This is a genomic window from uncultured Haliea sp., assembly GCF_963973825.1.
Taxonomy (GTDB): Bacteria; Pseudomonadota; Gammaproteobacteria; order Pseudomonadales; family Halieaceae; genus Haliea.
Window position 1 is genome coordinate 234,316 of record NZ_CAXBAE010000003.1, and the last position, 17,907, is coordinate 252,222.

Annotated in this window: 17 protein-coding genes; 10 read left to right on the plus strand and 7 right to left on the minus strand. The window is 65.7% G+C overall.

Features of this window, described 5'->3' with window-relative positions:
* Positions 1–46 precede the first annotated feature (46 nt).
* The 3 genes from djlA to AACZ17_RS05845 all read left to right on the plus strand — a co-directional run bounded on the left by djlA (position 47) and on the right by AACZ17_RS05845 (position 2,751).
* The gene (gene djlA / locus AACZ17_RS05835) at positions 47–829 is read left to right on the plus strand and encodes a co-chaperone DjlA (RefSeq protein WP_290740944.1); all 783 of its coding nucleotides are present in this window, start codon (positions 47–49) and stop codon (positions 827–829) included.
* A gap of 72 nt (positions 830–901) precedes the next feature.
* Positions 902–1,990: an endonuclease/exonuclease/phosphatase family protein gene (locus tag AACZ17_RS05840; RefSeq protein WP_290740946.1), complete on the plus strand. Its 1,089-nt coding sequence runs from the start codon at positions 902–904 to the stop codon at positions 1,988–1,990.
* Positions 1,987–2,751 (plus strand): hypothetical protein, encoded by a 765-nt coding sequence (locus tag AACZ17_RS05845; protein WP_290740948.1) that lies wholly within the window; start codon positions 1,987–1,989, stop codon positions 2,749–2,751. Before AACZ17_RS05840 ends, AACZ17_RS05845 begins: the two co-directional genes overlap by 4 nt.
* 33 nt (positions 2,752–2,784) lie before the next feature.
* On the opposite strand, the gene AACZ17_RS05850 is transcribed toward AACZ17_RS05845, so the two are convergent.
* From AACZ17_RS05850 to def, 5 genes are all read right to left on the minus strand, one after another.
* Positions 2,785–4,233: a TrkH family potassium uptake protein gene (locus AACZ17_RS05850; protein ID WP_290740950.1), complete on the minus strand. Its 1,449-nt coding sequence runs from the start codon at positions 4,231–4,233 to the stop codon at positions 2,785–2,787.
* Between the two features lie 9 nt (positions 4,234–4,242).
* Positions 4,243–5,619 (minus strand): Trk system potassium transporter TrkA, encoded by a 1,377-nt coding sequence (gene trkA / locus AACZ17_RS05855; RefSeq protein ID WP_290740952.1) that lies wholly within the window; start codon positions 5,617–5,619, stop codon positions 4,243–4,245.
* Positions 5,620–5,704: 85 nt separating this feature from the next.
* Entirely contained in the window at positions 5,705–7,003 is a 1,299-nt protein-coding gene (gene rsmB / locus AACZ17_RS05860) for a 16S rRNA (cytosine(967)-C(5))-methyltransferase RsmB (protein ID WP_290740954.1), read from the minus strand.
* Positions 7,003–7,977 carry a methionyl-tRNA formyltransferase gene (fmt, locus tag AACZ17_RS05865; protein ID WP_290740956.1) on the minus strand — a complete coding sequence of 325 codons (975 nt, stop codon included), beginning with the start codon at positions 7,975–7,977 and terminating at the stop codon, positions 7,003–7,005. The genes rsmB and fmt overlap by 1 nt, the downstream gene beginning before the upstream one ends.
* A 1-nt stretch (position 7,978) precedes the next feature.
* Positions 7,979–8,485 carry a peptide deformylase gene (gene def, locus AACZ17_RS05870; RefSeq protein ID WP_290740958.1) on the minus strand — a complete coding sequence of 169 codons (507 nt, stop codon included), beginning with the start codon at positions 8,483–8,485 and terminating at the stop codon, positions 7,979–7,981.
* Positions 8,486–8,706: 221 nt separating this feature from the next.
* Here def and AACZ17_RS05875 point away from each other — a divergent pair, with 221 nt between their 5' ends.
* The 5 genes from AACZ17_RS05875 to aroE all read left to right on the plus strand — a co-directional run bounded on the left by AACZ17_RS05875 (position 8,707) and on the right by aroE (position 13,477).
* Positions 8,707–9,741 carry a LysM domain-containing protein gene (locus tag AACZ17_RS05875; protein ID WP_290740960.1) on the plus strand — a complete coding sequence of 345 codons (1,035 nt, stop codon included), beginning with the start codon at positions 8,707–8,709 and terminating at the stop codon, positions 9,739–9,741.
* A 75-nt stretch (positions 9,742–9,816) separates the two neighbouring features.
* Positions 9,817–10,956, plus strand: coding sequence for a DNA-processing protein DprA (dprA, locus tag AACZ17_RS05880; RefSeq protein WP_290740962.1), 1,140 nt, complete (start codon positions 9,817–9,819; stop codon positions 10,954–10,956).
* Between the two features lie 99 nt (positions 10,957–11,055).
* Entirely contained in the window at positions 11,056–11,613 is a 558-nt protein-coding gene (locus tag AACZ17_RS05885; protein ID WP_290740964.1) for an L-threonylcarbamoyladenylate synthase, read from the plus strand.
* A 76-nt stretch (positions 11,614–11,689) separates the two neighbouring features.
* Positions 11,690–12,595: an oxygen-dependent coproporphyrinogen oxidase gene (gene hemF / locus AACZ17_RS05890; protein ID WP_290740966.1), complete on the plus strand. Its 906-nt coding sequence runs from the start codon at positions 11,690–11,692 to the stop codon at positions 12,593–12,595.
* 42 nt (positions 12,596–12,637) lie between these two features.
* The gene (gene aroE, locus AACZ17_RS05895) at positions 12,638–13,477 is read left to right on the plus strand and encodes a shikimate dehydrogenase (protein WP_290740968.1); all 840 of its coding nucleotides are present in this window, start codon (positions 12,638–12,640) and stop codon (positions 13,475–13,477) included.
* Positions 13,478–13,493: 16 nt separating this feature from the next.
* Here aroE and AACZ17_RS05900 read toward each other — a convergent pair whose 3' ends face one another.
* Complete coding sequence (locus AACZ17_RS05900; protein ID WP_290740970.1) at positions 13,494–14,051, minus strand: gamma carbonic anhydrase family protein; 558 nt, start codon at positions 14,049–14,051, stop codon at positions 13,494–13,496.
* A gap of 78 nt (positions 14,052–14,129) precedes the next feature.
* On the opposite strand from AACZ17_RS05900, the gene AACZ17_RS05905 reads away from it, so the two are divergent.
* A complete protein-coding gene (locus AACZ17_RS05905) occupies positions 14,130–14,390 on the plus strand; it encodes a YheV family putative zinc ribbon protein (RefSeq protein ID WP_290740972.1) in 261 nt (86 codons plus the stop codon).
* A gap of 16 nt (positions 14,391–14,406) precedes the next feature.
* On the opposite strand, the gene AACZ17_RS05910 is transcribed toward AACZ17_RS05905, so the two are convergent.
* Positions 14,407–16,704: a TonB-dependent receptor gene (locus AACZ17_RS05910; RefSeq protein ID WP_290740975.1), complete on the minus strand. Its 2,298-nt coding sequence runs from the start codon at positions 16,702–16,704 to the stop codon at positions 14,407–14,409.
* A 191-nt stretch (positions 16,705–16,895) separates the two neighbouring features.
* On the opposite strand from AACZ17_RS05910, the gene AACZ17_RS05915 reads away from it, so the two are divergent.
* Positions 16,896–17,906 carry a D-cysteine desulfhydrase gene (locus tag AACZ17_RS05915; protein WP_290740978.1) on the plus strand — a complete coding sequence of 337 codons (1,011 nt, stop codon included), beginning with the start codon at positions 16,896–16,898 and terminating at the stop codon, positions 17,904–17,906.
* The last annotated feature ends 1 nt before the right edge of the window (position 17,907 follow it).

Sequence of the window (17,907 nt, forward strand, 5' to 3'; positions counted from 1 at the left end):
CTTCTCATCACGCCGGCCGGCCGCAGGAGCTGGCAGCAGGAGCAGTATGTTTTACGGCAAAGTGGTCGCGGGCCTGCTGGGCCTCGTGCTCGGTGGCCCTATCGGCCTGGTGATTGGCCTGTTTCTCGGCCACCAGTTTGACCGCGGACTGCGGCGCACGATGGAGGCGCATTCGCCGGAGAACATCGCCCGTATCAAGGAGCGCTTCTTCGAGACGATCTTCCTGCTGCTGGGGCACCTGGCCAAGGCAGATGGCCGTATTTCCCAGGGCGAGGTCGACCATACCGAGATGATCATCCGCCAAATGGGGCTGACCAGCGCCCAGCGGCAGCGCGCCATCGAGTTGTTCAAGCGCGGCGCGGCGCCCGGGTTTGATGTCGCCAGCTGCGTCGCCGACTTTCAGGCGGTGTGCGGCCGGCAGATAGCCCTGCGCCAGACGCTGCTCATGTTCCTCGTGTCCCTGGCCGTGGTGGACCACGGTATCGAGGCCGCTGAGCGCCGCGTGCTCGACAACCTGGCGGGTCTGCTGGGCTTCAACCCGTCACACGTGGAACAGCTGCTGCGTATGGCCCAGGCCCAGGGTCAGTTCCATCACGGTGGTGCCCAGCAGTCCGGCCCGGATCGCCTGCAGGCAGCCTACGCCGCGCTGGGTGTGAGCCCCGAGGTGAACGACCGCGAGCTGAAACGGGCCTACCGCAAGCTGATGAGTGAGCATCACCCGGACAAGTTGATTGCCCAGGGCGTGCCGGAGGACATGCTGAAAGTCGCTACCGAGAAGTCGCAGGAAATCACCGCGGCTTACGAGCTGATCACCCGCGCCCGCAAGTAGCAGTCCGCGCCTGCCGCGGCGCTGCGCTGGCCCTTGTGCTACGCTGGGCGACCCGAGACCGCCACCCTGCCCATGATGATTGTCGTTGCCACCCTGCTGCTGCTCCTGGTTACGCTGCTCCCCCTGTGGCGTCACCCCCATTGGCTGGTGCGCGGTCTGGAGTTTCCGCGCCTGCTGCTGGCAACCGCGGCGCTGTTGCTGCTTGTGGCACAGAGCCTCCTGCTGCAGCCGGACCGTGCGCTGAGCTGGACGCTGCTCTCGGTGACGGGCGCCTGCCTGCTGTGGCAGCTGTGGTGGATTCTGCCCTACACACCGCTCTGGCCGCGGGAGGTGAAGTCGGCACTCAGCGATGCGCCGGAGGAACGTCGGCTGTCCATCCTCACCGCCAACGTGCTCACCACCAACCGCGACGCCCGCACCCTCCTGCAGCTGGTGCAGGACTGTGCACCGGATGTACTGGTCACACTGGAGTCGGACCAGTGGTGGCAGGATCAGCTGGACGCGCTGCAGCCCGCCATGCCCCATGCCCTGAAGTGCCCGCTGGACAACTTCTACGGCATGCACGTGTATTCCCGCCTGCCGCTGGATGAGGCGAGTATCGATTTCCTGGTCGAGGACGATGTGCCCTCGATGCACGCGGTGCTTACGCTGCCCTCGGGTGACCGGGTGCGGGTGCATTTCCTGCACCCCGCGCCGCCCAGTCCCACGGAAAACCCGCAGTCGGCCGAACGCGATGCCGAGCTGGTGATCGTCGCGCGCAGCGTTGCCGGCAGCCAGCTGCCGGTAGTGGTCACCGGAGACCTCAACGATGTGGCCTGGTCGCCGACCACCCGCCTGTTCCGCGCTATCAGCGGCCTGCTGGACCCGCGCGTGGGACGCGGCATGTTCAACACCTTCCACGCACACTATCCGTTCCTGCGCTGGCCCCTGGACCACCTGTTCCACAGTGATGATTTCACCCTGCGCAGCTTGCGTCGCCTGCCGCCCTTCGGCTCGGATCACTTCGCGCTGTTTACCGAACTGGTGTTGGCGCCGGTTCGGGGTGCAGACCAGGACGGTCTGGAGCCCACAGGCGAGGATCACGCACGTGCGCGCTCGATCGCCGCGGCACAACAGGTCAGCGCCGCCTCGGTACCGACACCCGGGGAGCCCGCAGCATGACGCGATCGCAGTGGCTGTTGGTGCTCGCGGTACCGGTGCTCTGTGCAGTGGGCTGGAGCGGTGTTCTCGATCGTCTCTCTACCGAGTATCTGGACGCCGCACTGCTCGGCTCTGGCGCAGTCTACGCCACGGCCCGGGGCATCAATGCGCTGGTATCGGTATTGCAGGGGACGGAGGTCAATGCGTTTCTGCTCACCTTCACCGTCGGTGAACTGCTGGACCCGGTGAATGATCTTGTCGAGCGTTTCTCGGCGGTGATGATGGTTGCGCTGGGTGCTCTCGCCCTGCAGAAAATCCTGCTGGTTGTGGTGTCCCATGTCAGCTTCAACATACTTCTCACGGCGCTGGGCGTCCTGGGCATGCTGGCGGCCGTGTGGGGTACGCGGCGTCAGGCGGCGATTGCCACGCGGCTGTTTCTGGTGATGGTGGTACTGCGTTTCGCCCTGGCGCTGGTGGTGCTGGCCAACAGCTGGGTGGACGCGGTGTTTCTCAAGGACAACGAGGCTGTGCAGTATCAGGCGGTGCAGGGTTTCCACGGCGAGCTGAACGCGGCCAGTGACCTGGCGGATGGCTCTGCCCGCGGCCTGTCTGCGCTGGATATCCGGCAACGCATAGCGGCGCTGGGAGACCAGGTCAGTGACTTCGCCGCGAGCCTCATCAACCTGCTGATGTCCCTGGTGCTGAAGTCGATTCTGCTGCCACTGGGCTTCTTCTACCTGGCCCTGGCGCTGTTGCGGCGCCTGCTCAATTTCCTCGGTTGAGCCGGGCAGCCCGGGCGCCGTATCCGCGCACTATCACAGGCGCCAGAACATGGGCGTAAACAGCACCAGCAGGGTAAAGATTTCCAGGCGGCCGAGCAGCATGGCGAGGCAGAGCAGCCCCTTCGCAAAGGGGCTGATGCTCGCGTAATTGGCGGAGACCTCACCCAGGCCAGGCCCGAGGTTGTTGATCGATGCCGCTACGGCAGAAAACGCGGTCAGGAAGTCCATGCCGGTGCCCAGCAGGGCGAGCATGATGGTGACAAAGACAAACATGTACACCGCGAAGAAGCTCCACACCGCGCTGACCACGGAGGCCTCGACCCGGTGCTTGCCGATTTTCAGCGGGATGATCGCTTTCGGGTGGACCAGCTGCTTCAGTTCACGCACACCCTGTTTCGCGATCAGCATCAGGCGTACGGCCTTGATACCGCCGGCCGTGGAGCCCACGCAGCCACCCATGAAGGAGAACATGATGAGCATGACCGGCAGGAATGTGGGCCAGCCAGCGAAGTCCTGGGTGGCAAAGCCTGTGGTGGTGGTGATGGAGATGGTCTGGAACAGGCCGTGCACCAGGCTCTCGCTGAGCGGCAGGGTATCGGTCAGGATAAGGTAGCTGCAGGTGACCGCGATGCCGATCAGCAACACGCCGAGGAAGAAGCGGGACTCGGAGTCCTGCCGGTAGCCGGCGAGGCTGCGGCGACGCCAGGAGAGGAAGTGCAGGCCGAAATTCATCGCGGAAATCACCATGAACAGGCTGCAGATCAGCAGGATCGTGTTGCTCTCGAAATAGCCCATACTGGCGTCGTGCGTGGAAAAACCGCCAATGGCCACGGTTGAAAAGGCGTGTGCAACGGCGTCAAAACCGGTCATTCCCGCCGCCCAGAACGCCAGCGCGCAGACAGCGGTCAGGCCCAGGTAGACAAAAAACAGCGCCTTGGCGGTTTCCGCGATGCGCGGTGTCAGCTTGCGGTCTTTGGTCGGCCCCGGAATCTCGGCGCGGTACAGCTGCATGCCGCCGATGCCGAGCATGGGCAGTACCGCCACGGCGATCACGATGATCCCGATGCCGCCCAGCCACTGCAGCAGCTGGCGGTAGATGAGAATGGAGCGTGGCAGCACATCCAGGCCGGTAATCACCGTCGCACCGGTCGTGGTCAGCCCGGAGATCGATTCGAAAATCGCATCCATGGCGCTCAGCTCCAGCCCCGCAGTCAACATGAAGGGCAGCGAGCCGGCCAGGCCCAGCACGGTCCAGAACAGCGACGTGACGAGAAAACCGTCGCGGATGCGCAGCTCATGGCGCACATGCTGTACCGGCAGCCAGCTCAGCAGGCCTGCGGTGAAGGTCAGCGCCAGCGCGCTGGCAAAGCTGGTGACAGTGTGGTCGTCATCCAGCAGGGCCACGCCCATGGGGACCAGCAGGGTGCTGCTGAACAGCATCAGCAACAGGCCCAGAATGCGCAGCGTTACGCTCAGGTGCACGCGACAGGCCTAGGAAAAGAAGCCGAAACCGACCGCGAACAGCTTCTCCACGGCGGAGATGCGGCTGCGATCGGTGAGGAACAGCACGACGTGGTCATCCGCTTCCACAAGCACGTGCCTGTGGGCAATCAACACTTCGTCGCCGCGCACAATGGCGCCAATGGTCACGCCCTCCGGCAGATTGATCTCTTCCAGGCGGCGCCCGACGACCCGGGAGGAATAGGCGTCGCCACGTGCCGTGACTTCAATCGCCTCCGCCGCGCCGCGACGCAGGGAATGCACATTGGAAATGTCGCCGCGGCGCACATGGGTCAGCAGGCTGCCAATGGTGATCTGCTGCGGTGAAATGGCGATATCGATCTCGTCCCCGACGAGGTCGGCATAGGCGGGATTGGTGATCAGCGTAATGACTTTCTTCGCCCCCATGCGCTTGGCGAGCATGGACATCATGATGTTTGATTCATCGTTGTTGGTCAGCGCGCAGAACACATCAGTGGACTCGATGTTTTCGCTGGTCAACAACCCGGGCTCGGAAGCGCTGCCGTGCAGCACGATCGCGTGCTTCAAAGACTCCGAGAGCACCCGGCAGCGCGGGTACGACTGTTCGATGACCTTCACCTGGTAGTCGCGCTCGATACTCTGCGCCAGCGTTGCCCCGATGTTGCCGCCGCCCGCGATCATCACCCGCTGGTAGGGCTTGTCGATCTTGCGCAGCTCGGACATGACCTTGCGGATGTCCTTGCGGGCAGCGATGAAAAACACTTCATCGTCCACCTCAACCACCGTATCGCCCTCCGGGATAATGGCCCGGTCGCGGCGGAAGATGGCGGCCACACGGGTATCCACCTTGGGCATGTGCGTGCGAATGTCCTGCAGCTCATGGCCGACGATGGGGCCGCCGTGAAAGGCGCGCACGGCCACCAGCTGGATGCGGCCATCGGCGAAATCGAGTACCTGCAGGGCGCCCGGGTTGGCGATCAGTTCGACAATGTTCTTGGTGACCAGCTGCTCCGGCCCGATGATGACGTCCACCGGGATATTGTCCGGTGTAAACAGTTTTTCCTGGTGTGCGAGGTAGTTGGGTGCGCGCACCCGGGATATCTTGGTGGGCGTGTTGAACAGGGAGTGGGCAATCTGGCAGGCCATCATGTTGATTTCGTCGCTGTTGGTCACGGCGATCAGCATGTCGGCGTCATCGGCGCCCGCCTGGTACAGGGTGTCGGGGTGTGAAGCGCTGCCGCTGACCGTGCCGATGTCCAGCCGGTCCTGCAGTTCGCGCAGGCGGTCGGCATCGGTGTCGACGACGGTGATGTCGTTCTGTTCGTTTGCCAGGTGCTCGGCGAGTGTTCCGCCTACCTGACCCGCACCCAGTATGATGATCTTCATGGTTGGGGCGACCCCCCTGAAATTCCCGCCACCTTAATGAAAAGGCCCGCAAAATGTAAGGGTGCAGGGGTTGTAATACTGCACTCTAGGCCGGGCTTTTCGCGCGCCGCCGCAGCAGGCTGAAAAACAGGCCGTCCGGGCCGCCGGGGCGAGGCAGGATCTGGTTGCCTGCCGCCCTGGGCGTGCCGACGTTCAGTGGCAGCGATTCGGCGTCTTCCCTGCGCGCGAGGAAGGCGGCGATGACACCACTGTTCTCCGCCTCCAGCACCGAGCAGGTGACGTACAGCAGCGTGCCGCCGGGTGCCAGCAGGGGCCACAGACCATCGAGGATCGCACCCTGCTGCGCGGCCAGTGCAGGAATGTCCTCGGGGCGGCGCAGCAGCTTGACATCGGGATGGCGACGGATCACGCCGCTGGCAGAACAGGGCGCATCGACCAGGATGTGGTGAAACTGCTCAGCGGGCAGCAGGGCCGGGGGGCGGGCCGCATCGCCGCAGAGCACCGTGGCGTGCAGCTGCAGCCGCTGCAGGTTATCGCGCACGCGCTGCAAGCGCGCTTCATCGACATCCATGGCGGTGAGCGCGATGTCCGGGTGTCGCTCCAGCAGATGGCAGGCCTTGCCGCCGGGTGCTGCGCAGGCATCCAGCACCCGCGCGCCGGGACCCGGCGCAAGCAGCAGCGCCGCCACCTGTGCGGCCTCATCCTGCACGCTGGCCAGGCCCTCGGCAAAGCCCGGCAGCAGAGCGACGTCCGCGGGGGCCTCGAGGTAGATGGCCTCCGGCGCCAGGGCCCCGGCCTGCGCCGGCATGCCCGCATCGGCCAGACGTTGCAGGTACTGTTCGCGGGAGGCGCGCTGTGCGTTCACCCGCAGCACCATCGGCGGCTGTGCGTTATTGGCCTGCAGCAGGGCCTCGGCGTCTTCCGGCCAGTCGGTCTGCAAGGCGTCGTACAACCATTGAGGGTGCGCGCAGCGCGCTGCCGGACCAAGCGTCTCGGCCAGCGCGGTGCGTTCCCGCAGGAAGCGTCGCAGTACAGCGTTGCAGAGGCCGCGCGCCCAGTCCTTTTTCAGCGCCCGCGTGGCGCCGACACTGGCGGCAACGGCAGCGTGGTCGGGGATTCGCGTGTCTTCCAGTTGGTACAGCCCGAGCAGCAGCAGTGCCTCGATGTCGCTGTCCTTGCTGCGCAGGGGCTTGTCCAGCAGCGCCTGCAGCTGCGGGTAGAGCCGCGGGTACAGTCTCAGGGTGCCGTAGCAGAGCTGTTGCAGCAGGCCCCGGTCGCGGCTGCTGACCGTCTCCAGTGCGGCGGGGAGCAGCGCATTCAGCGACCCGCCCTGCAGTACGCCGGCGATAGCCTGCGCCGCCGCGGCCCGGGTATCTGTGGTCATCAGGACGTCGCCGCTTCCGCTGCCGGCTGGAAACAGGCCCCGGGTGCAAACTGCGCGCTCTGTGCGTTCAGCAGGTCAGCCGCAGGCAGCGCGCGGCCGCCGGGCAGTTGCAGGGTAAGGAGCCGCAGGCTGCCGTTGCCGCAGGCCACCTGTACCCCTTCACGATCGGCGCTGAGTATCGTGCCGGGGGCGGCGTGGGTGGCCTCGGAGACGGCACTGGCCGTCCAGATGCGCACACGCTCGCCGTTGAGCACAGCAAAGCAGACGGGAAAGGGGTTGAAGGCTGCGACCTGGCGCGCCAGCTCGGCTGCGGATTGCCGCCAATCGAGTGCGCCCTCGGCCTTTTCAATTTTACGCGCGTAGGTGGCGAGGCTGTCGTCCTGGGCGACACCCGCCTGCAGATAACCCGGCAGATCGTTGAGCACCTGCAGCAGCAGAGGAGGGCCGAGCTCGGCAAGCCGGTCATGCAGAACGGCAGCGCTGGTGGCACTGTCGATGGGGCAGCGCGCGGTCGCCAGCATGGCACCGGTATCCAGCCCGGCATCCATCTGCATGATGGTGACGCCGCTCTCGGTGTCGCCGGCCTGGATGGCCCGCTGGATGGGCGCCGCGCCGCGCCAGCGCGGCAGCAGTGACGCGTGCACATTGAGGCAGCCCCAGCGGGGCGCATCGAGTATCACCTGCGGCAGGATCAGGCCGTAGGCCACCACCACCATGACGTCGGCGGCAAAAGCGGCCAGCTCGGCCTGCGTTTCAGGTGTGCGCAGGCTGACCGGCTGGCGCAGCGGCAGCCCGGCCTGCAGTGCCAGCTGCTTCACCGGACTGGCCTGCAGCTTCTTGCCGCGGCCCGCCGGCCGATCGGGTTGTGTGTACACGCCGACCACCTGGTGGGGGCTGTCCAGCAGCGCCTGCAGGTGGTGGGCGGCGAAATCCGGTGTGCCGGCGAAGAGGACCCGCAAGGGTGCGTTGGCCATGTCAGGCCTGGCGCCGCTGTTCTTTCTGCAGTTTCTTGCGAATGCGCTGGCGTTTCACCGGCGAGATGTAATCCACGAACAGTTTGCCATCAAGGTGGTCGATCTCGTGCTGCAGGCACACGGCAAGCAGCCCGTCCAGCTCCCGTGAAAAGGCGTCGCCGTTGCGATCCAGGGCCGTCACCGAAATGCGCCGGGGGCGCTGCACCGTCTCATAGAACCCCGGCACCGACAGGCAGCCCTCATCGTATTCGCCCAGTTCGGGATTCAGCACGGTCACTTCCGGATTGATGAACACCAGGGGCTCACTGCGATCCTGGCTGACATCAATGACCAGCACGCGCTGGTGGACATTCACCTGCGTCGCCGCCAGACCGATGCCCGGTGCGGCGTACATGGTCTCAAAAAGGTCATCAACCAGTGCGCGCGTGGCGTCGGTAACCGCCGCGACGGGCTCCGCCCGGGTGCGCAGCCGCGGGTCCGGAAATTCGAGAATGTCGAGTACTGCCATGGAGTTAGCTGCCTTCGGAGCTCAACCGAGCAATGGTGAATTAGTCACATTTGGGCTTGCCACGGACCCATGCCCGCCGCAAACTGTGCCTAGTATATCGCTGCTGGCAAGGCGGTGCCCAGTGTCGTGTAGGGGCGCTTCGCACGCTGGCGGGGGGACATGGGGAAAACCTGCCTGAGGCTGCGGCAGGCAGATGATAACAGGGACGGGCTGGACAAATCATGAGAGCGAAGTCTTTTACAGTGTGCCTCGTATTGCTCGGGAGCCTGTTCTTTGGCGCCCTGGCAGGCGCTGCGGTCGAGCTGAATGAGGATGTGCCCGATGTTTATGTGGTCAAGCGCGGCGACACGCTGTGGGGCATCTCGGGGATGTACCTGCGCCAGCCCTGGCGCTGGCCGGAGCTGTGGGACGTCAATCCGCAGATCGATAACCCGCACCTGATCTACCCCGGTGACGAGCTCTACCTGACCTGGGTGAATGGTGAGCCGCGTCTGCAGTTGCGCCGTGGCCGCGATGTGAAGCTGGATCCGGGCATGCGCGTCAGTCCCCTGGATCTGGCGATTCCTGTGATTCCCCTGGATGAAATCGGTGCGTTCCTGAAGCGCCACCTGATTCTCGATGCGGATGCCCTGAACAACTCGGCCTATGTTGTGGCCGGCGACCAGGGTCGTCTGATTGCGGCGCCCGGTGACCGCGTCTACGGCCGCGGCCCCTTCCCCGACGGTGAGCGCACCTACGGCATATTCCGCGCCGGTGACACCTACAGCGATCCGGTGACGGGTGAGTTGCTGGGTTACCAGGCGGTGGATATCGGCAACGCCCGCCTGGTCAGCAGCAACCTCGACGAGGTGACCGAGCTCACGGTCACCCGCGTTACAGAAGAAGTGCGTATCGCCGACCGGCTGCTGCCGCAACGCGAGCGGGTGCTGGATGCCACCTTCCAGCCGCGCGCTCCGGGTGTGCAGGTCGATGACGGCTTCATGATTGCGGTGGATGGTGGCGTCAGCCAGATTGGCCAGGGCGATATCGTGGTGCTGAACCGCGGTGAGCGCGAGGGCCTCGAGGTCGGCCACGTGCTGGCGATCTACCAGGCCGGTGGCCTGGTGTTCGACGAGGTGGCACGGCAGAACGTTGCCCTGCCCGACACCCGCGCCGGGTTGTTGATGGTCTTCGAAGTGTTCGAGAAAGCGAGCTACGCGTTGGTGCTGCGCGCCAACCGGCCGCTGAAGGTCCTCGACAAGGTGAAAAACCCCTGAAGTAAGCACGGCGGCCACGGATTGGCCGCCGCCAGGCAGTACCCCGTTTAACGGCGATTACGTCAAGGATGATGTATGGATACCGATCACACTCGGCTGTGCCTGTTGCTGCACAGTCTTCCGCGGCTCAAGAGTCGCCAGCTCAGGCACCTCCTCGCGCATTTCAATTCGCCTCAGGCGCTGCTGCAGGCCGGGCCAGAGGATCTGCTGGCGGCCGGCGCCACAGCGGCAGCGGCGCAGGATCTTGCGCTTGCCCGACGCCTTGGTCGTCACCCGCAGGCTGCCGTCGACATAACGGCCCAGCTCGATCGGCTGCGCGCCGCTGGCGCACAGGTTCTGGTGCTGGGTCAGCCGGGTTATCCGCCACTGCTGGCGACGACCAGCGATCCACCCCCCTTCCTTTACGCCCGCGGCCACCCGGCGGCGCTGTGCGCGCCCCAGCTCGCGGTGGTTGGCAGCCGCAGGGCCAGCGCCATCGGCTTGCGTGCCGCGACCGGGTTGGCCGCCGAGGCCGTCGACGCCGGTCTCGTGGTGACCAGCGGTCTTGCGCTGGGTATCGACGCCGCGGCCCACCGCGGCGCCCTGCAGGCCGGGGGCGCATCGGTTGCCGTGATGGCCACAGGTATCGACTCGGTTTATCCGCGGCGCCACGCCGCGCTGGCCTCCGAGCTGCTCGATGCGGGTTGCCTGGTAACCGAGTTCCCGCCCATGACCCCGCCGCTCCCGGGGCACTTCCCGGCCCGCAACCGCATCATCAGCGGCCTGTCCCTCGGCGTGCTGGTGGTAGAGGCAGCCCTGCCCAGTGGCTCCCTGATCACGGCCGGCACCGCTCTGGAGCAGGGGCGGGAAGTGTTCGCCCTGCCCTGGTTCCCCGGTCACGTTGGCGGCCGTGGCTGCCTGCAGCTCTTGCGGGACGGTGCGGTGCTGGTGGAAGCCATTGACGATGTTCTCGACAACCTGGGGCCTCTGTACACCCGCCAGCGGCCGCCGCGCACCGCAGCGCTGGCGGCAGAGACGGCGCCGGCGCACTGGCTGCTGGCCTTGATGGGCGCTACGGCCGTGGATGTCGATACCCTGGTCGCGGCCGCGGGCCGCCCGCTGCCCGAGGTGCTGTCGGCCTTGTCGCTGCTGGAAGCCCGAGGCCTTGTACTGCGCGAAGCGGGCCGCTACCTGTGCACGGAGGCCGGGCTTGCCACGCCCCGGGAGAGTGGTTAAATTCCCCGCTCCGCTGTGTGCTCGGCCGCAGCCGCGACCCGCCAGCCGCGGTGTCGTGGCCGGCTCTGCCCGCGCCCAGCCTCACGAGGAGTGCCCTGCATGCCATCTGCCCTGCAACTGAAAGCCGCCGTGCGTGCCCTGGCCGACGGCGGGGTGATTGCCTGTCCCACGGAGGCGGTCTGGGGCCTCAGTTGTGATCCCGGCGACCCGCAGGCGGTCGCCCGGCTGTTGCAGATCAAGGAGCGCCCGGTGGAAAAGGGGCTGATTCTGGTTGCCGCGAACACCGGGCAGATAGCCGCGCTGCTGGCGGAATTGAGTGAGGCGCAGCGGCAGAAGCTGGCACTGTCCTGGCCGGGCCCCACCACCTGGCTGATTCCGCATCACGGACGGGTGCCAGCCTGGGTGCACGGGGGCCGGGACACGGTGGCGGTGAGGGTTACCGCCCATCCCGGCATGGTTGCCCTGTGTTCCGCCTGGGGAGGGCCGCTGGTGTCGACCTCGGCCAACCCGGGCGGCAGTCGGCCGGCGCAGTCGCTGTTTCAGGTGCACCGCTATTTCCGCGGCATGCTGGACGGGATTCTGCCCGGTCCGCTCGGAGGCGCATTGCGGCCCTCGGTGATTCGCGACCTGCAAACCGACAGGGTGCTGCGCTCCTGATTCGGGTCCCCGCCGGTGCAAGCCTGCCGGCGGCATGCGTATAATGGCCGGCGCTGAATGTGAGGACTCCACTGCCATGCACGCCGAAGACGTCAAAACCTACCTGCTGGCATTACAGCAGCGCATTTGTGAAGCGCTGGCGCTGGAGGACGGAGGCGGAGACTTCATAGTCGATGAGTGGCAGCGCGCCGAAGGGGGTGGTGGCCGCAGCCGCGTACTGGCGGATGGCGCCGTGTTCGAGAAAGCCGGCGTCAACTTTTCCCACGTGATGGGTGAACATCTGCCGCCCTCGGCGACAGCGGCCCGGCCGGAGCTCGCCGGACGCAGCTACCAGGCGATGGGCGTTTCCCTGGTGATCCACCCCCGAAACCCCTACGTGCCGACATCCCACGCCAACGTCCGCATGTTCGTGGCAGAAAAGGACGGCGCGGAGCCGGTCTGGTGGTTCGGCGGCGGCTATGACCTGACACCCTATTACGGCAATCGCGAAGACTGCCGGCACTGGCACCAGGTCGCTGCAGAGGCCTGCGCCCCCTTTGGCGAGGAGGTCTATCCCCGTTACAAGCGCTGGTGTGATGAGTACTTTTACCTGAAACACCGACGTGAGCCCCGAGGCGTGGGGGGGCTGTTCTACGACGACCTCAATGAGGGCGGGTTCGAGCGCTGTTTTGGCTTCATGCGCGCCGTGGGAGATTCCTACCTGCCCGCCTACCTGCCGATCGTGCAGCGCCGCAAGAACCAGCCCTGGGGCGAACGTGAGCGCCAGTTCCAGCTTTATCGGCGCGGCCGCTACGTGGAATTCAACCTGGTGTTCGACCGCGGCACGCTGTTTGGCCTGCAGTCGGACGGGCGCACCGAGGCGATTCTGATGTCGCTGCCCCCGCTGGTGCGCTGGGAGTACAACTACCAGCCCGAGCCCGGTTCTGCGGAAGCGGAGCTGACGGATTATTACCTGCAGCACCGGGACTGGCTGGGTGAATAAGGCCCGGCCGGCTCACCCGCCCCCCTGTTGGACAGACCGCTCATGACTGCGCAGCCAGACAAATACGCCGTTTTTGGCAACCCCATCAAGCACAGCAAGTCGCCGGCAATCCATGCGGCGTTCGCGGAGCAGTGCGGGCAACACCTGCAGTACCGAGCCGTGCGCGTGGAGCTGGACGACTTTGCCCGATCGGCCCGCTGTTTCTTCGCCAGCGGCGGCAAGGGGCTGAATGTCACGGTGCCGTTCAAGCAGGAAGCCTGCGCCTTTGCCGATACCCTCACCGCACGGGCGCGGCGAGCCGGTGCGGTGAACACACTGAGCGCTGGCGCGGATGGCACCATTGCCGGCGACACCACCGATGGCATTGGCCTGGTGCGTGACATGGTGGCGAATCTCGGCTGGCAACTGCAGGGGCGCCGCGTGGCCATCATCGGTGCCGGCGGCGCGGTGCGCGGTGTACTGGAGCCGCTGCTGAGTGAGCGTCCCGCCGCCCTGCTGATCGCCAACCGCACCGCGGCGCGGGCGGAGGAGCTGGCGGAGGCCTTTGCGACCCTTGGCCCGGTGCGTGGTGGCGGCCTTGAGCTGCTGGAGGGGCTGGAGGTGGATGTGCTGATCAATGCGACCAGCGCCGGTCTGTCCGGGGAGATGCCCGCCCTGCCGGAGATTCAGCTCACGGTGCGCAGCTGCTGCTACGACATGCTGTACGGCGCCGAACCCACACCCTTCATGCGCTGGGCGGCACAAAACACGGCCTGGGCCGTCGCGGACGGGCTGGGCATGCTGGTGGAGCAGGCGGCAGAATCGTTTTATCGCTGGCGCCAGGTGCGCCCGGCGACGCAGCCGGTGATTGCGCGGATGAGGCATCTGCTGGCAGCGGCCTGACCTCGCAGCGCGGTCATTACCGCTCCAGCTCGGCCAGATGCTGGTCCTTGAGGCGCACGTAGTTGGCGGCGCTGTAGCTGAAGTAGTCGAGCTCCTTCTCGCTCAGGGGTCGCATCTCGCGCGCCGGGCTGCCCGCATACAGGTAGCCGCTGCGCAGGGTCTTGCCCGGCGTAACCAGCGCGCAGGCGCCGATGACGACCGCGTCCTCAACCACGGCGCCATCCATGATAGTGGCACCCATGCCCACCAGCACCCGGTTGCCCACGGTGCAGCCGTGCAATGTGGCGTTGTGCCCTATGGTCACGTCGCTGCCGATCAGTAGCGGCCAGCCGTCGGGGTTGTAGGGCCCGGCATGGGTGATATGCAGCACGCTGCCATCCTGCACGCTGGTGCGCGCGCCGATGCGAATGCGGTGCATGTCGCCGCGGATTACCGCCTGCGGCCAGACGGAGACGTCGTCACCCAGCTCGACGTCCCCCAGAACCACGGCACTGGGGTCGATCAGCACACGCTGTCCCAGGGAAGGGGTGTGGCCGCCAAAGCTGCGCAGGCTGGTCGCGGTGTAGTGGCGCATAACAGACTCCTTGTTTGATCCTGCTACAATAGCGGCTGTTTCAGCAGCCTGCCAGCCGATGCTGGCCCGGAAGTGTGTATGTCGACACCAGCCCAGAACAGGCGCTTTATTGCCGGAGCCGTGTGCCCGCGGTGCAGCGCAATGGATACCATCGTGGTGGACCGCGAGAGCGATCTGCGGGAATGTGTTGCCTGTGGATTCAGCGACCCGCGGCCCAAAGACGGGCTGGTTGCCGAGCCGCCCACCCGGGTCAGCCGCCCCGCGGCGCGGCGGGTGGAAACACCGGCAGCGGTGGTGCGGATCCTGGAGCCCTCCGGCGGAGGCAAGGGGCAGGAGTGACCCTGCCCCGCGGCGCTTACAGGAAGCGGTAGGAGACCTCAACACCAACGGTGCGCGGGTCGCCCGGGAAGCGGCCTACCGTACCCAGGAAATCGGAGGTCCAGGTTTCCTCATACCCTTCGTCCAGCATATTGCGGCTCCACAGGAACACCGACCAGGTCTCCGCCTCGATACCGATGCGGCCGTTCAGCAGTGAGTAACTGTCGATTTCTCCCCACACCAGGCTGCTGCCCGGGCGTGCGAACGACACGTTGTCCTCGGTAGCATAGAAACTGTCGGTGTAGGTCCAGTCAACGCGGGTCACGAACTCGGCGCCCAGATCAGGCAGGGGCAGGTTGTGCTGAATGGCGAAGGCCGCAGTCAGCTCCGGCGCGTCCGGCAGCTTGTTGCCCGCGAGGTCCGTGCCCAGGCCCGCGGGGTTGCGTACGCTGGCACCGCCCGGGAAGGACTCGAACTCGGCGTCGTTGTAGCCGAGGGCGCCCTGCAACATGAGGCTGTTGCCGGGGAAGTAGGTGAGTTCCGCTTCCACACCCCGTGAGCGCACTTCGGCGGCGTTGCGAATGGTGATCGCCGAGGTATTGTTGTCGAGCTGCACGAACTGGTTCAGCTGGTAGTCCTCGAAATCCATCTGGAAGGCCACCAGGTTGTAGCGCAGGCGGTTTTCCAGCGCGGTGCCCTTCAGGCCGATCTCCCAGGCTTCGACGGTTTCCTGGTCAAAATCGATGCCGTCGGTGAGGGCGCTGGTGGTGACAAAGTCGACGTTGTAGCCGCCGCTCTTGAACGCCTCGGAGTATTTCACATAGAGGTTGGAATCCTCACCGAGCGCATAGCTCAGGCTGATCATCGGCGACAGGTCGTCGTAGTCGTTTTCATCGGTGAAGTTGGCGACGGTCTGGTTGCCGACCACCGGGCCCACCGCGACGCCGAAGATGGCGGCGCCCGGAACCTGCAGGAAGCCGAGGTCCACGATGTCGCCGATCAGGTCGAAGTCTACTTCCCGGGTCTCTTCCGTGTAGCGCAGACCGAAGCCCAGGGTCAGGCGCTCAGTGAGATCGTAGGTGCCGTTCAGGTAGGCCGCATAGCTGCGCGTGTCGACATCGGCGAAGGTGCCCACTCCGGCGCCGTCAAACTGCGCGCCGAACGGCGCCAGCGGCGGCGCCAGGCCCTGGAAAACGATACCGATTTCATCGCCGATAATGGCCCGGCGTGAGGAGCTGGCCTGTTCGTCATACAGGTACAGGCCGGCAACATACTTCAGGCGTCCGCTGTCGGGGGAGAAGATCTGGAACTCCTGCGTGGTTTGCTCATAGGCGTCGGGGTATTCCACCCGCAGCAGGTTGAGGAAGGAGTGGTCGGTGTCCTGCCCGCGATCGACCCAGGTGTCCCGGTAGGCGGTAATGGAGGTCAGGCGATAGTCGCTGCCGAGATCGACGTTGACGGTGGCGGAGACCCCCCAGATTTCCCGCTCCTCATGATTGTCGACATTGTTGTCGATATTGAACGCTCCCGGCGATGCCGTGTTGGGAACGCTGCCGGACCAGTCGGAGATGGCCGTACCCCAGAACGAAACGCGCTCAGACTCCAGGTAGTCGCCGGCAATATTCACGTCGTAGTGCTCGCCGCCGAAGGCGAACTGGCCGCGTACGGCAGTGCCGTCGCGCTCGTTGTGGCGGGTGCCCGTGGTCACGTTGCTGATGAAGCCATCGCGGTTGTGGTCAACCACCGAGAACCGCGCCGCCGCATTCTCGCCCAGCGGCAGGTTGGCGATCGCGGACACGCGGTAGGAGTCGTAGTTGCCCATCTCCCCGGTCACCAGCAGTTCCTGTTCCTGGGTCGGCTTCTTGGTGATCATGCTGATGGCGCCTGCCACCGTGTTTTTGCCGAACAGTGTGCCCTGCGGTCCACGCGCCACCTCCACCCGTTCCAGGTCGAGGATATCGATGTTCTGGGCGGGAGACTGGCCCATGTACACGCCGTCGACATAGACCCCGGCGCGCGTGTCGAAGCCGATGTTGCGGGTGTTTGCACCGACGCCGCGGATGCGCACAGCGGTAGAGCTGTCGTTGCCGCCGGAGATGCTCATGTTGGGGATGAATTCGGCCAGCTCGCGCACCTGTCGAACCCCGGTTTTCTGCAGTGCCTCGCTGCCCATTACGGCAATCGAGATGGGCACATCGGTGAGGCTCTCGGTGCGCTTTTGCGCGGTCACCACGACCTCCTCGAGCATGCCCGCGTTGCCCTGGGCGGCGGCGTTGACCGACAGCACGAGCAGCGCGGCAAGTGTCAGGTGTGATTGCAATATGGGCTGAGACATGCGGGAATCCTGTTATCCGGAAGTGAGAGTCTGTCGAAGTTCTGTTCGCGTTCAAGCGTAGCAGAATGCCGCGGATTGTCACCGCGTGTGCGCCAGAGAAATGGTCATTGGTACAGATAATTCTGCGGCATGGCGGGCGCGCGACAGGCTGGTTATGATCTCCCCCCGTTTCACACAAGGATACCGTCCCCATGCACCTGTCCCGCTTTCCGCGCCTGCATTTCGCGCACCTCCCCACCCCCCTGGAGCCGCTGGAGCGCCTGAGTGCTCACCTGGGAGGGCCGCGCCTGTGGATCAAACGCGATGATTGCACAGGGCTCGCCGGCGGTGGCAACAAGACGCGCAAGCTGGAATTCCTGCTGGCGGACGCCCGTGCCCGGGGCGCGGACACAGTCATTACACAGGGCGCCACCCAGTCCAACCATGCGCGCCAGACGGCGGCGGTCGCTGCCCGGCTGGGCATGGCCTGCCACCTGCTGCTCGAGGATCGCACGGCCAGTGAGGACCCCGATTACAACTACAACGGCAACGTGCTGTTGAACGAGTTGTTTGCCGCGAGGCTTTCCCTGCACCCGGGAGGCACCGACATGAATGCCGCCATGGCCGCCGAGGCGCAGCGCCTGCAGGCGCAGGGAGCACGCCCTTACGTGATACCGGGCGGTGGCTCCAACGCGGTGGGTGCCCTGGGCTACGCCAATGCCGCTCTGGAATTGCTGGTACAGGCCAACGACCGCGGTTTACGGGTGCGTGAGCTGGTGCACGCCACGGGCAGCGCGGGCACCCAGGCGGGACTGGTAGCGGGCATGGTCGCCACCCGCAGCGGCATTCCGGTACTGGGCATTGGCGTGCGGGCGCCGGATGCGGTGCAGCACCGCAACGTGCTGGCTCTCGCCAACGAGACAAGCGCACTGATGGGGTTGGGGGCAATCGCCACGGCGCAGGATGTACAGGTGAATTGCAGCTACGTGGGCGAGGGCTACGGTATTCCCACCCGGGGTACGCTGGAGGCCATCGCGCTGCTCGCCGAGCTGGAGGGCATCCTGCTGGACCCGGTGTACACCGGCAAGGGGATGGCCGGGCTGATCGACCAGGTGCGCCAGGGGCGCTACCACCCGGACGACAACGTGGTATTCCTGCACACCGGCGGCAGCCAGGCGCTGTTCGGTTACCGAGCGGCGTTCGGTTTCGCCAGTTATCGGTGAT